Raw genomic sequence first — 14,195 nt, 5'->3', positions numbered from 1 at the left:
AGGCGCGCGAGGTGAAATCAACTGCACCTCGCGCAGCGCCTGCCAGAAGGCAGTTGGAGTATGCGCCGATGCTTCGCGTTCGGGGACAGCACGCAACATATTGCGCAGCGGTGCGGTGCCCAAGCCTGACGTGATCCACACTGTGGGAGGGGCAAGCCCTGATGCCAGTCAGTCAAGGCATTTTGTAGGAGCGAGCTTGCTCGCGAAAAACGTCAACGATAACGCGTGATTCCTGAATAAACGCGGTGCCTGTGAGTTTTTCGCGAGCAAGCTCGCTCCTACAGACTGGCATCGGGGCAAGGCCCCTCCCACATTTTGACCGAGTCCTTACGGGCATCTTGTAAAGTCCCGCACTTCCCCCTAGCTTATGCGCCCCCCGCCCAGCGCTTTAAGGCCTTGCCCATGGTTTTGCGTTTTCGTCCCGTCGTCACGTCACATTTCGCCCTCGGCCTGCTCCTCAGTGGCGGCATCGGTAATAGCCTGGCGGCGCAGATCGAACTGCCGGCGGTGAAGGTCCAGGGCCAGGATGAGTCCGGTTATCGCACTGATACCGCCGCGGTCGGCGGCTTCGATGAAGCGCCCCTGCTCGATACCCCGGCCTCCATCAGCGTGATCAACGCAGCCTTGATCAAGGACCAGCAAGCCCGCCTGCTCAGCGAAGTGCTGCGCAACGACGCCTCGGTGGGCGACAGCTACGCGCCCATCGGCTACTACGAAAACTTCGTGGTGCGTGGTTTCTCGCTGAATGCGGCGAGCAGCTACAAGATCAATGGGCGCACCATCACCGGCGAGCAGAACGTCGCCCTGGAAAACAAGCAACAGGTCGAAGTGCTCAAGGGCCTGGCCGGGTTGCAGAGCGGCATTTCCGAACCCGGCGGCGTGATCAACTACGTGACCAAGCGCCCTGAGGAGGTGCGCTCGGTGACGGTGTCCACCGATGATCGCGGCAGCGGTTATCTCGCCACCGATGTCGGCGGCTGGTTTGGCAGCGAGCAACAATTTGGCCTGCGCGCCAACGTCGCCCATGAAGACCTCAATACCTACGTGGAACACGCCAACGGCCAGCGCGACTTTGTGTCCCTGGCCTTTGACTGGAACATCAGCCCCGACGCCGTGCTGCAACTGGATGCCGAGTACCAGAACAAACAGCAGCGCTCGGTTCCGGGTTATCAACTGCTGGGCGGCACCGAAGTGCCTCACGACGCCTCGCCGAAAAAGCTGCTGGGCCATCAGACCGGGGGCAAGCAGGTGGGCATCGATTCACTGAACCTCAACGGCAAATTCGAATACCGTTTCAGCGATCAGTGGAAAGGCAACATCAGCGCGGCGCGCAGCAAGGTGGTGATTGACGATTACAGCTCGTTTGCCTGGGGCTGCTACGGCTCGACCAGCTGCAGCTCGGCAAGCGTGCCGAACCACTTCAGCCCCGAAGGCAATTACGACGTCTACGACTACCGCAGCCCCGACGATACGCGTCGCGACGACGAAATCCAGGCGGCCATGACCGGCCTGTTCGACACCGCCGGCATCGGCCATGAACTGACCTTCGGCACCAGCGCCTTTCGCCGGGTGATCGACAAGCGCAAGTCGGTCAACGAGATGATTGGCACCGCCAATATCGACGAACAGGTGCCGAGTTTTACCCCCACCGACAAGCCGTTGAACGACAGCCACCGCAACCTCGACAGCCGCCAGTACGGGCTGTTCGTCACCGACCGCATCCGCTTCAACGAGCAATGGCAAACCCTCCTCGGTGGCCGCGAAGTGCGCCTGGATGAAAAAGCCTTCGACGGCGTCACCGGCAACCAAACACGCCACACCCAGCAGTACGTGTTCCTGCCCCAGGCCGCGCTGATCTACAAACCGGTGGACAACGTTTCGCTGTACACCAGTTACAGCAAGGGCCTGTCTTTGGGCGGCACTGCGCCGTGGTTCGCAAAAAACGCGGACGAAACACTGGCGCCAACGCTCTCGCGCCAGCTCGAAGCCGGGGTGAAATACGACTGGCGCCGTATCAGCTTCGCCGCCGCCGTGTTCCAGACGCGCCAGGCTTACCAGTACGCCAAGCCCGACAGTGGCGGCTTCACCTACGTGCAACAAGGCCAGCAGAAAAACACCGGGATCGAACTGTCCGCCAATGGCTGGGCCACCGACCGCCTGCAGATCGCAACCAGCGTGGCCGCGATTCGGGCACGGGTGAGCGGCAGCGGCACGCCGGACTATGAAGACCACCAGGCGATCAACGTGCCCACGCTGCGCGCCAGCCTGTACGCCGATTATGCGTTGCCGTGGGTCAATGGCCTGGCGGTGCTCGGCGGTGTGCAATACAGCGCCAAAAAGTACGCCAACCGCACCGGCAATGTGGAAGTGGGCGATTATGCGGTGGTCAATATCGGCAGCCGCTACACCACCAAAGTCGATGGCTATGAAACCGTGTTTCGCCTGAGCGTCGACAACCTGTTCGACAAGCGCTACTGGCGCGACGCCGGCGAGTACATGGGCGATGACTACCTGTTCCAGGGCGCGCCGTTGACGGCGCGCTTGAGTGCATCAGTGAGTTTCTGATTATTTGGGCATCTTGCGAAAACCCACCGCCAGGCGATTCCAACTGTTGATGGTGGCAATCGCCACACTCAGGTCGACCTGTTCCTGCGCGCTGAACTCGGCCGCCAGGGCGTTGAAGTCTTCATCGGGGGCGTGGGTCTGGCTGAGCAGGGTCAGGCTTTCGGCCCAGGTCAGGGCGGCGCGTTCACGCGGGGTGAAGAACGGCGTTTCACGCCAGGACGACAGGGTGTACAGACGGCGCTCGGTTTCACCGCCCTTGCGCGCATCGGCGGTGTGCATGTCCAGGCAGAATGCGCAGCCGTTGATTTGCGAGACGCGCAGGCGCACCAGTTCCAGCAGCGGCAGTTCGATGGACAGTTTGCCGACTGCCGCCTCCAGGGCCAGCATGGCCTTCATCGCGTCCGGGGAGGCGGTGTAGAAATCGGTACGGGTTTGCATGGTGGAACTCCAGAACGGTGGGATTGGTGCGCAGATTAGTCACCTGGGCGTTCTGGAGAAATAGCCAATCCGGGCGAAGAACAGGTGACCAATCTACAGGCCACGGCTCCTCAACCACTGCAGGAAACCTTTCTTCACCGGCACCACCGGCGCGTCTTCGGTCAGCGCCTGGGCGGCGTGCACGCGGAAGTCGAGCAGCGCCTTCATGGCTTCGCCGATGTCATGGCGCGCATCCAGGCAAGGCTTGAGGTATTCGTTTTCGATGCGGTACAGCGTGCAGAAGGTCTTGGCGGTGAAATCCGCCAGGGTGGCCTGGTCGGTGAGGATGCCCGATTCGCCAATCACCTCACCCGGCCCCATGCGCCCGGCCTCGAACGTGTGGCCGCCCTTGACCAGCATCACCGAGACCACGCCGGACTCGATGATGAACAGGTGATCGCTGACCTCCCCCGCCGGCAGGATCATGTCGCCGGCGCGGTAGGTGTGCAGGGTCATGTTCTGGCTGAAGGTGTCCTTTTCTTCCTGGCGCAGGGTGGAGAAGATCGACGACCGCTCAAGCAGTGCCCGCGCGCCGGAGACCGTGGCGGGTGTACTGCCTTCAGTGGCGGACAACAGCCCCACGCCCGCCGCCTGCAAATGCCGGAAGGCCAGGTCGTAAAGCTGGTTGCGCACTTCGCGCTTGAGGCCCATGGCCGGCACGAAACCGCTGATTTCATATTCCACGCCGCCACTGGCCGAGGCCTTGAACGCTACGCTGGGCGCCGGCTTGGCCAACAGCGCGCGACAGCCCTGCATCGCCCGTTCAAGGGCCTCGATCACGGTTTGCGGGCGCGCATGGGGGCTGACTTGCAGGCTGACCGTGAGGCCGAACATGTCCGCCGGGCGCGAGAAGTTGATGATCTTGGCCTTGGCCGCCAGGGAGTTGGGGATCACCGCCAGGCTGCCCTGGGAGGTCTGCAGGCGTGTGGCGCGCCAGTCGATATCGGTGACGCGGCCTTCGGTGCCGTCGATGGAGATCCAGTCGTCGATCTGGTAAGGCTTGGTGGTGTTGAGCACGATCCCGGAAAACACGTCGCTCAGGGTGCTTTGCAGCGCCAGGCCGACGATGATCGCCACGGCGCCGGAGGTGGCGAGCACGCCCTTGACCGGCAGGTCGAGCACGTAGGCCATGGCGGCGATGATCGCGATCAGGAAAATCACCGCGCCCATCAGGTCCTGCAATAATCGCCCGGTGTGGCCGACCCGCTGCATCATCACCGCGCCGAGCAGGACCGTGAGGGTGCGCGCGGCGAACAGCCACCAGCCGATCTGCAAGGCCGTGGCCGCCAGGTGCCGGGCGGTGTCGTCGACATAGGGCGCCGCCTGCATGGGGTTCATGCCGTCGTTGAACAACACTGCGCTGAACACCGCGAAGATCACCAGCCGCGCGGCGAGTTTCCAGTTGGCCAGCGTGGGGGTGATAAGGCGCCATACGGCGATGTCGATGAGGATCAGCGCCAGGGCGCACACCATCGGGTTTTCAGCGATAAATGAGGGCATCCGGGCGACTCCAGGGCGAATGCCGAGAAGATCGCATGAAATGGGATTGGCGGGTATAGCAAATGTGGGAGGGGGTTTGCTGCCGGCCGACGGCTACTCAACTGACACGCCGCGGTCCACTGTGGGAGGGGCGGTGCGACGATTCGACTTGCCCCCGATGGCGGCCTCTGGGCTGGCCAGGATGTTGGGTTGGACTGGGTACATATCCGTTTCTGCGGTCACGGCTGCTATGGGTTCCGCTTTTACAGCGGCTCACTTTTGAAAAGCGCAAAAGTAAGCAAAACGCTCTTGCCCCACCACTCGGCACCTCGCTTAGGCTCGGTGTGCCCGAACGCAGGCTTGAATCCGTGGGCCGCCGCAATGGGCCATCCCTGGCCCAGTGCGGCTAACCCGGCGTCCTGCCGGGTTGCCCACGGATTCAAGCCTGCGTTCGGCCAGCGTGGTTTAACGGGGCGCCTAAGATCAAGATCAAAAGCCAGATCAAGAGCGACTCGCTGCGCATCGTGGTTACGGGTGGGCGCGGCTGCTTTATGTAGGAGCGAGCTTGCTCGCGAAAAACTCACAGGCGCCGCGTTGATTCAGGAGGCACGCGTTATCGTTGACGTTTTTCGCGAGCAAGAGCTAGGCGCCCCCCTCGCTCCAACAAAAGGCGGTGTACGCTTAACAGACTGGCATTCAGCGCAAGCCCCCTCCCGCAGGGCTTGCGCCAGGCTTCTGGCCTTCAGGCCTGCATCCGCCCGAACTTGCCGGATTGGAAATCGGCAAACGCTTGGTGGATCTCCTGCTCGGTGTTCATCACGAACGGGCCGTGGCCGACGATGGGCTCGTCAATCGGCTCGCCGCTGAGCAGCAGCACCTTGGCGCCGTCGTTGGACTCCAGGGTGATGCGGTCACCGTCACGCTCGAACAACGCCAACTGCCCCTGGCGCGCGACTTCATCGCCATTGACTTGCACGGTTCCGCTCAGGATCACCAGCGCGGTGTTGCGCCCGGCGTGCAGGTCCAGCGTCACGGCCTTACCTGGATTGAGGCGCAGGTCCCACACGTCAATGGGCGTGAAGGTACGGGCAGGCCCCTGGGTACCGGCGAAGTCACCGGCGATCAGGCGCAGTTGCCCCGCGTCGCCCGCCAGCGGCAATACCGGGATGTCGCCATTGACGATGGTCTGGTAACCGGCGTCGGCCATTTTGTCCTTGGCCGGCAGGTTGACCCACAGTTGCACCATCTCCAATGCCCCGCCTGTGCGGGCAAAGGCTTCAGAGTGGAATTCCTCATGGAGAATGCCCTTGGCCGCCGTCATCCATTGCACATCGCCCGGCCCGATTTTGCCGCCGGCGCCGGTGGAATCGCGGTGCTCGACTTCGCCGTCATAGACGATGGTCACCGTTTCAAAGCCGCGATGCGGGTGCTGGCCGACGCCGCGACGAGTTTCGGTGGGGGTGAAATCGGCCGGGCCGGCGTGGTCCAGCAACAGGAATGGGCTGATGTGTTTGCCCATGGTGTCGTAGGAAAACAGCGTGCGTACCGGAAAGCCGTCGCCGACCCAATGGGCGCGGGGGCTGGTGTAGAGACCGATCAGTTTTTTCATGGTGTACCTCCAAAGTGCCTACACCATAAGTCCCAAACCCGCAGAGCACTAGCCGGCGAAAGCAGCCCTGATCGTCCTATGTATAGGACAGTGTTTTGATCGTGCGCTGACGCAGTAGATGAAAGGCGACGAAGGCCGTGACGGCAAAGGCGGCCTGGATGACGATCATCGGCGTCGCGCTGCCATCGCGTAGCTGGCTCAACAGCACGCCGCTGCAGGTGGCGCCGAACATCTGCGCGAAGCCCATCAGCCCGGCCGCCAGCCCGGCACGGTGGGCGTTGGGCATCACCCCGCCCGTGACCGCACCAGGCAGTACCAGCCCGCCGCCAAGCGTGGCCAGGGCTATGGGAATATCCAGGCCCGCCACGGAGAGCCCGAACAGCGCATAAATCAGCAGTGCCAACACCCCGCCCGCGGCAACCAGCGTCACGCCCATCGTCACAATCCGCTGCGGCCCGAGGCGCAGGATATTGCGCCGGGTATAGGTGGAACCGACGATCAGCATCGACACGATCAGGCCAAAGTTGATGCCGTACTCCAGGCTGCTCAGGCCCAGCAGGTTGATAAACACCGCCGACGAACCGGCAATCACCGCAAACATGGCCCCGTAGGTACAAGCCAGGGCCACCGCGTAGGCGCGGTACGGGCGGCCCTTGAGCAAGTCCAGGTACTGCCCGCCGAGGGTGCGCCAATGCGCAGCCTTGGGGTCGAGGTAATGGTTGCTCTCGCGAAAGAACAGCACCGCCAGCAGCCACACGACGCTGCCGATCATCAGGGCGAGAATGATTGGCGCATGCCAGCCGAACAGCTTGATCAGCAAACCGCCCGCCATCGGTGCCACCACGATGGCATAGAGCATGCCGATCATGGTCAGCGCCAGGGCCGGGCCTGCCTCGGCTTTCCATACGTCACGCACCACGGTGCGCGCCAGCACCAGCGCGGCGCATGCGCCCAGGCCCTGCAGTACGCGGGCGGCGATAAATTGGTGAATGTCGGTGACCAGCAGCATCGACAGCGTCGCCAGCACATACAGCGTCAGACCGGCGAGCAATACCGGGCGGCGGCCGATGCGGTCCGACAGTGGCCCGAACAGCAACTGCCCCAGACCGAATGCGCCGACAAACGCCGACAGCGCCATCAACGCCGAGCCTGGCGGCGCCGCCAGCGCCTGCTCGATGGCGCCCAGGCCCGGGATGATCAGTTGCGTCGAGACTTCACCCAATGCGGTGAGGGCAACCAACAAGAACAACAAGCTGCGTGAAGGTGCCGGGGTGTTTGCCATGGGGAATATCCGGGGGCTGGATTAATTTATATTTCGACCATAATATGAGCAAAAAATTATGTCCATAATTTTTTCCCCATGATCACCCAGGAGTCCGTCATGCCCCCTCTCCACCTGCGCCTCTTCACGCCCCTGGCCTTGTTGATGATCCTCAGCGGCTGCAACAGCCAGGCCGACAACGCCGCCCAAGTCTCGCCACCGCGCCCGGTGCTGGCCGTCAAGGTCGAGGCTGGCGGCACCCAGCAAAGCGCGTATACCGGGGTGGTGGCGGCCCGCACAGAAAGCAACCTGGGCTTTCGGGTCAGCGGCAAAGTGATCGAACGCAAGGTCGATCCCGGCCAGCACGTCTCCCGTGGCGACACGCTGCTGGTGCTGGATATCGGCGACTTCGAACTGGCGTTGCGCTCGGCGAAAAACCGCGTCAACGCCGCCCAGGCACAGTTGCGCCAGCGCCGTGACGACGAAAACCGCTACCAACGCCTGGCCAGCACCGGCGCGGTGTCGCGGCAGATCTTCGACCAGTCGGCGACCAACCTGCGCGTTGCCGAAGCGGAACTGGCGGCGGCGCAATCGGATGCCAGCCAGATCGAGAACCGTCGCACCTATTCGGTGCTCAAGGCCGATGGCGACGGCATCATCACCGACATGCTGGCTGATCGCGGCCAGGTGGTCGCCGAAGGGCAGATCGTAGCGCGCCTGGCCCATGACGGTGCCCGCGAAGCCATCGTCAACCTGCCGGAACAGCAACGCGCCCGGGCTGCGCAAAACGCCCTGGCCTTCCCGTTCGGTGCGCCGGACCAGGCCGTTACCGCGACGCTGCGCGAGCTGTCCGCCAGCGCCGACCCCACCACCCGCACCTACCGCGCGCGCTACGTGCTGCACGGCCCGGTCGAGCGTTTCGCCCTCGGTTCCACCATTACCTTGCGCCTGCAAGGTGACGGCCAGGCCCAGCAAACCCGCGTGCCCATCGGTGCTTTGCAGGACGCGGGCCAAGGCACCGGCGTGTGGCTGATCGCTGACGACAACACGATCAGTTTTGCCCCGGTGAAAGTCGCCAGCCTCGGCCAGGAAGAGGCGCTGCTCGACAGCGGCGTCACGCCTGGCCAAACCATCGTCGCCCTCGGCGCGCACCTGCTGCACAGCGGTGACCGGGTGCGCCTGCTGCCCGCCCAGGCGCTGGCCCTCAACCGCAAACAGGACCAATGAGCATGCGTGGAATCAACCTCTCGGAACTGGCGGTCAAGCACCGCGCCGTCACGCTGTTCCTGATCATCGCGATCATCGCCGCCGGGATCTTCGCGTTCGGCAAACTGGGGCGCGCCGAAGACCCGTCGTTCACGGTCAAGGTCATGACCATCACCGCCGCCTGGCCCGGCGCCACCGCCGAGGAAATGCAGGAGCAGGTGGCCGACCGCCTGGAAAAGCGCCTGCAGGAACTCGACTACTACGACCGCGTCGAGACCATCGCCCAGCCGGGTTTCGTTTCGATGCGCATGACCTTCCTCGAATCCACGCGGCCGAGCGAAATACAGGACCTGTTCTACCAGACCCGTAAAAAGCTCAGCGACGAAGCCGCGAACCTGCCCAAAGGCGTGATCGGGCCGTTTTTCAACGATGAATATTCGGATGTGTACTTTGCGCTGTACGCCCTGGAGGCCGAACACCTGCCCCATCGCCAGCAAGTGCAAATGGCCGAAGCGCTGCGCCAGGGCCTGCTCAACCTGCCGGGGGTGAAGAAGGTCAATATCCTCGGTGAACAGGCCCAGCGTGTATTCGTCGAGTTCTCCTATGAGCGCCTGGCGACCCTGGGCATCAAGCCCGAACAGATCTTCGCCGCCCTCGCCGCGCAGAACGCCGTGGCGCCTTCGGGCTTCGTCGAAACCGCCGGCGCCCGCGCCTATATCCGTATCGATGGCGCCTTCGACAGCCTGGCGCTGATCGAGAACGTGCCCTTGCAAGTCAATGGCCGCGTGCTGCGCATCGCCGATGTGGCGACGGTGCGGCGTGGCTATGAAGACCCGCCCAGCTACCGCATCCGTCATCAGGGCGACCCGGCGCTGATGCTCGGGGTGATCATGGAGAAGCACTGGAACGGCCTGGAGCTGGACAAGCGTCTGCAAGCCCAGGAAGCCCGGATCCAGGCCGACCTGCCCCTGGGCGTGAATTTCGCCAAGGTGTCCGACCAGGCAAAAAACATCAGCCTGGCGGTGAACGAGTTCATGCTCAAGTTCTTCGTCGCCCTGGCCGTGGTGATGCTGATCAGCCTGCTGGCCCTGGGCTTTCGTGTGGGGCTGGTGGTGGCGGCGGCGGTGCCGCTGACGCTGTCGATCGTATTCGTGATCATGCTGGTCACCGGGCGTGAATTCGACCGCGTGACCCTCGGCGCCCTGATCATTTCCCTGGGCCTGCTGGTGGACGACGCGATCATCGCCATTGAAATGATGGTGGTGAAACTCGAGGAAGGCTTCGACCGCATCCATGCGGCCACCTACGCCTGGAGCTCCACGGCGGCGCCCATGCTGACCGGCACGCTGGTGACGATCATCGGCTTCCTGCCCGTGGGATTCGCGCGCTCCGGGGCCGGCGAATACGCCGGGAACATCTTCTGGATCGTGGGCTTTGCCCTGATTTCCTCCTGGTTGGTGGCGGTGGTGTTCACCCCGTATCTGGGCGTGAAGCTGTTGCCGCAGATCAAGCCGGTGCCCGGCGGGCACGATGCGATTTACGCCGGGCGCTACTACCAGAAACTGCGCAGCCTGGTGGAGATCTGCGTGCGCGGGCGCTGGCTGGTGACCGGGATGGTGGTGGCGGCGTTTGTGCTGTGCGGCCTGGGTATGGCAGTGGTGAAGAAACAGTTCTTCCCTGACTCCGACCGCTCGGAGCTGATCCTGGAGGTGTACATGCCCCCCGGCAGCGCCTTCAAAAGCACGGAAGCGGTGGCGGCGCAGGTGGAGAAAGCGTTGCTGCAGGAACCGCAGACGAGCATGGTCGACACCTATGTGGGCGGTGGCGCTCCGCGCTTTTTCCTGTCGTTGAACCCTGAGATGCCAGACCCGGCGTTCGCCAAGTTGATTGTGCAAACCCCGGACTCCCACGCCCGCGATGCGTTGAAAGTGCGCATGCGCGAACGCATCGCCGCCGGTGAGTTTCCAGCGGCGCGGGTGCGCGTCACGCAATTGGTGTTCGGCCCGCCGGTGCCGTTCCCGGTGGTGTTCCGTGTGTCCGGGCCGGACCTGGACGTGCTGCGCGGGCTCTCCGAGCAGGTGCGTCAAGTGGTGGCCGACAACAGGCTGACCCGCGACGCCTTTCTCGAGTGGGGCGAGCGCGCCAGCGGTTATCGCCTGGTGCTGGACCAGGATCGCCTGCGCCTGCTCGGCTTCACGCCCGATGAGGTCAAGTCCCAGCTCAATGCCCTGCTCAGCGGCAACCCGATCACCGAAGTGCGTGAAGGCAACCGCACGGTGTCGGTGGTGGCCCGCGCCCAGGGCAGTCAACGCGAAGACCTGGGCAACCTCAACAACATGACCCTGACCAACAGCGCCGGCACCTCGGTGCCGCTGGCGCAGGTGGGGCATTTCCAGGCGGTGATGGAAGAACCGATCCTCAAGCGCCGCAACCGCGCGACCACGGTGGAAGTGCGCGCCGACATCATCGACGGCGTACAACCGCCCGACGTGGAAATGGCCGTGTACAAGGACCTGCAGCCGCTGATCGCCAAGTTGCCTGCCGGTTACCACATCGATATCGGCGGCCCGGTGGAAGAAAGCGCCAAGGCCAACGTCGCCCTGGCGGCACTGTTCCCGATCATGATCCTGCTGACGCTCACGGTGATCATGTTCCAGGTGCGCTCCTTCGGCGTGATGTTCATGGTCTTCGCCACGGCGCCGCTGGGCCTGATTGGCGCGGTGCCGACCTTGCTGCTGTTCAACCAGCCGTTCGGGTTCAACGCGATTCTCGGGCTGATCGGCATCGGCGGGATTCTGATGCGCAACACACTGATCTTCACCGACCAGATTCGCCAGAACCAGGACCACGGCATGCCCATACGCGAAGCGATTGTCGAAGCCACCGTGCGTCGTGCGCGACCGGTGATCCTCACCGCCCTGGCGGCGGCGCTGGCCTTTATTCCGCTGACGTTGTCGGTGTTCTGGTCGTCCCTGGCCTATGTGCTGATCGGCGGAGTGCTGGTGGGCACGGTGTTGACGCTGTTGTTTTTGCCGGCGCTGTGCAGCCTGGTGCTGCGCGACAGAGTTGTTGAAACTTCCCACGTAACTGCCGGATAAGCTCTACTCCCCTGCCCCGCAAACCGCTGCAAAGTCCCTCGCCTGATTATTCAGTGCGAGGGATTGCAGATGGTTCTTTTCGTTAGAGCCCCGGTTATTGGGGCTGTGTTTTGATTCCGGCGCTGGCCAGCTTCGTCCTGGCACCCATGGACCCCGAAGCGCCGGATGTTGAACGCGTGCTGCGGGATTTGCGCAATTGCCTGAACACGTTCGATGCCTGGGCCGACAGCTTTTTCAGTGGCTCGGCACTGGAAGTCGAGCAGGTGTTCAAGGTCGGGGACAAGGTCGCACTGGTTGCGCCGATCTCTTCCGACACGCCCAGTCGCACCGTCGCTCAATGCAAGGCCCAGGGTGGGCTGACCCTGGTGCATCTGTTCGAGAGCACGCGCTTCGTCCCCATCGGCAACACGCCGGTCACGCTGCAAGCCATTACACCGGACGGCACGCCCTTTGGCGCGCCGCTGCACCGCACCATCGGCCCCAGCGGCATCCTTCAAGTCCCTGAGTGCACCCGCGACCAGCGATACCGAGTCACTTTCTACCCCAATGTTTCCAAAGATCACGTCAAGGCGCTGTATGCGTCCTACCAGTCGGTGATTGCCGGGCTGGAAGCGGATCTGCGCAAGCAGTGGCGCGAGCGCTTCGAGCCTCAATGGGCCGATTTTGCCAAAGCCCCGCCCTTCAAGCGCAGCGCGAAACAGGGTGCGGCCTTTGCAAGCGGGATTGGCCAGGCGTTTTACAACCTGTGGGACAACATCACCGAGCTGTACGACCTGCTGGCGAACCTTAAGTCCAACAGCGAAAAGCTGCTGCAGTACCTTTCCCAGGCCGAACTCGATGAACTGCTGAAACTGGGTAAAGACACGCTCGCCCAAGGCTTTCTGGTGCTCAGCGACGAGCCGCTGCTGTTTATCTATTTGTCGGCGATGGTCAGCTGGATCCGCCTGCTGCCGCCGCCCGAGATGTACGAACTGCTGGGTGAGCTCACCGGCGAAGTCCTGATCAATCTTTTGCTGATATGGGCCACGCGGGGGTTGGGGGTGCAGCTTCGGCTGGGGGCTCAGGTGTTGAGTTCTATCAAGTCCGGGCGGGCGCGGGCGCTGTTGGAGTTGCTGGCCAGGCAGGTGCCGGGGCCTGGGCTGGAAACTCACGTGCAGGCGGCCAAGCCTCTGTTGCTGAGTGCGGCGACGCCGGTCAAAGCGGTGCCGGTGGCGCCGTTGAAGGCAGGCGAGCAGTTGGTTTCGAACGCGGTGCCGATGGTGCGCAACAAGACGCAGCGTACGGCGTTGGTGCGCCAGGAGCCGGTGGATGATGTGCCGGCCGTGGCGTCGAATCCGAAGGGCGATGCGGCGGCTTCTGCGGACAAGACCGTTACCCACGGTTGCCCGGTGTCGATGGTCACCGGCGAGGAACTGCTGACCCTGACCGACGGCGCGCTGGATGGGATCTTGCCGTTCGAGTGGACGCGCTTGTACCGCACCAGTGCGGTGGACGTGGACTGCGGGCTGGGGTTTGGCTGGAGTCATGCGCTGGCGCACAGGCTTTCTGTGTCAGCCGATTCGGTGGTGTGGACCGACCATGAGAATCGCTCGACCACCCTGCCCTTGCCGACGGCGGCTCGGCCGGCGATTACCAATAGCCTGGCGGAAGCGGCGATCTACTTGGGCTCGGTTCCTGACGAGTTGGTGCTGGCCCAGGCTTCTCGGTTTTATCACTTTTGCGACGGCGTGCTGACGGCGATCAGCGATGCGTATGACAACCGGCTGCGTATTTTCCGGGACCGGTTGGGGTGCATTGAGCGACTGGATAACGGCGCGGGGCGCTCTTTGCTCTTGCGCTACGCGCTGGGTCGGATTGTGGCGGTGGACTACCAGGTTCATCGCGCCAAAGGCCATGAACCCTTCGTTTGGGTGACCGAGCAGAACGTCGTTTCCTACGCCTACGACGACGCCGGACGACTGGTGTCGGCGACCAATGCCGTCGGTGAACGCGAGGTTTATCGGTACGATGAACAGCACGTCATTCTTGAGCGGCAGTTGGCCGGTGGGGCGAGTTTCTTCTGGGCGTGGGAAAGGTCTGGTAAAGCCGCGCGCTGTGTCCGGCACTGGGCCAGTTTTTCGCAGATGGACACGCGGTATGTATGGGGCGATGACGGCAGCGTCAACGTGCACAACGCCGATGGCAGCCAGGAAGTTTACGTGCATGACCAGCGTGCGCGACTGGTACAGCGCATCGATCCCGACGGCGCCCGACATTTCAAATCCTACGACGACAAGGGCCGACTGACCGTCGAGCAGGACCCGCTGGGCGCGGTGACGGCGTATCAGTACGACGCCGCCGGTCGCTTGGTCGCGCTGTTTCCGGGTGAGGATGAGCCGACGTCCTACGAGCATGACAATGGTTTCGTACGGGTCGTGCGGCGTGGTGAGGCGGTCTGGAAATACGAGCGTAATGAGCAAGGCGATGTCATCCGCAGGATTGATCCGGAGGGCAACGCGAC

At 63.3% G+C, this 14,195-nt stretch carries 8 protein-coding genes; 4 read left to right on the top strand and 4 right to left on the bottom strand.

What is annotated here, in order from left to right:
* Window positions 1–402 precede the first annotated feature (402 nt).
* Complete coding sequence (locus tag BFQ00_RS16040) at window positions 403–2,565, top strand: TonB-dependent siderophore receptor (RefSeq protein ID WP_065934086.1); 2,163 nt, start codon at window positions 403–405, stop codon at window positions 2,563–2,565.
* Here the strand turns inward: BFQ00_RS16040 and BFQ00_RS16035 are convergent, their stop codons facing one another.
* The 4 genes from BFQ00_RS16035 to BFQ00_RS16020 all read right to left on the bottom strand — a co-directional run bounded on the left by BFQ00_RS16035 (window position 2,566) and on the right by BFQ00_RS16020 (window position 7,412).
* Window positions 2,566–3,003 (bottom strand): carboxymuconolactone decarboxylase family protein, encoded by a 438-nt coding sequence (locus tag BFQ00_RS16035; protein WP_065896242.1) that lies wholly within the window; start codon window positions 3,001–3,003, stop codon window positions 2,566–2,568. It lies immediately after the preceding gene.
* Between the two features lie 93 nt (window positions 3,004–3,096).
* Entirely contained in the window at window positions 3,097–4,542 is a 1,446-nt protein-coding gene (locus BFQ00_RS16030) for a mechanosensitive ion channel family protein (protein WP_065884778.1), read from the bottom strand.
* A 721-nt stretch (window positions 4,543–5,263) separates the two neighbouring features.
* The gene (locus BFQ00_RS16025; RefSeq protein ID WP_065934085.1) at window positions 5,264–6,130 is read right to left on the bottom strand and encodes a pirin family protein; all 867 of its coding nucleotides are present in this window, start codon (window positions 6,128–6,130) and stop codon (window positions 5,264–5,266) included.
* 76 nt (window positions 6,131–6,206) lie between these two features.
* Window positions 6,207–7,412 (bottom strand): multidrug effflux MFS transporter, encoded by a 1,206-nt coding sequence (locus BFQ00_RS16020; protein WP_065934084.1) that lies wholly within the window; start codon window positions 7,410–7,412, stop codon window positions 6,207–6,209.
* A 99-nt stretch (window positions 7,413–7,511) separates the two neighbouring features.
* On the opposite strand from BFQ00_RS16020, the gene BFQ00_RS16015 reads away from it, so the two are divergent.
* From BFQ00_RS16015 to BFQ00_RS16005, 3 genes are all read left to right on the top strand, one after another.
* Window positions 7,512–8,618 carry an efflux RND transporter periplasmic adaptor subunit gene (locus BFQ00_RS16015; RefSeq protein WP_065934083.1) on the top strand — a complete coding sequence of 369 codons (1,107 nt, stop codon included), beginning with the start codon at window positions 7,512–7,514 and terminating at the stop codon, window positions 8,616–8,618.
* A 2-nt stretch (window positions 8,619–8,620) separates the two neighbouring features.
* A complete protein-coding gene (locus BFQ00_RS16010) occupies window positions 8,621–11,695 on the top strand; it encodes an efflux RND transporter permease subunit (protein WP_065934082.1) in 3,075 nt (1,024 codons plus the stop codon).
* Between the two features lie 110 nt (window positions 11,696–11,805).
* A partial coding sequence (locus BFQ00_RS16005; RefSeq protein WP_256536532.1) for a DUF6531 domain-containing protein occupies window positions 11,806–14,195 on the top strand: 2,390 nt, incomplete at its 3' end.

The sequence above is a fragment of the Pseudomonas sp. 28 E 9 genome, from assembly GCF_900004785.1.
Taxonomy (GTDB): domain Bacteria; phylum Pseudomonadota; class Gammaproteobacteria; order Pseudomonadales; family Pseudomonadaceae; genus Aquipseudomonas; species Aquipseudomonas orientalis_A.
This window is presented reverse-complemented; position numbering and strand designations above follow the sequence as displayed.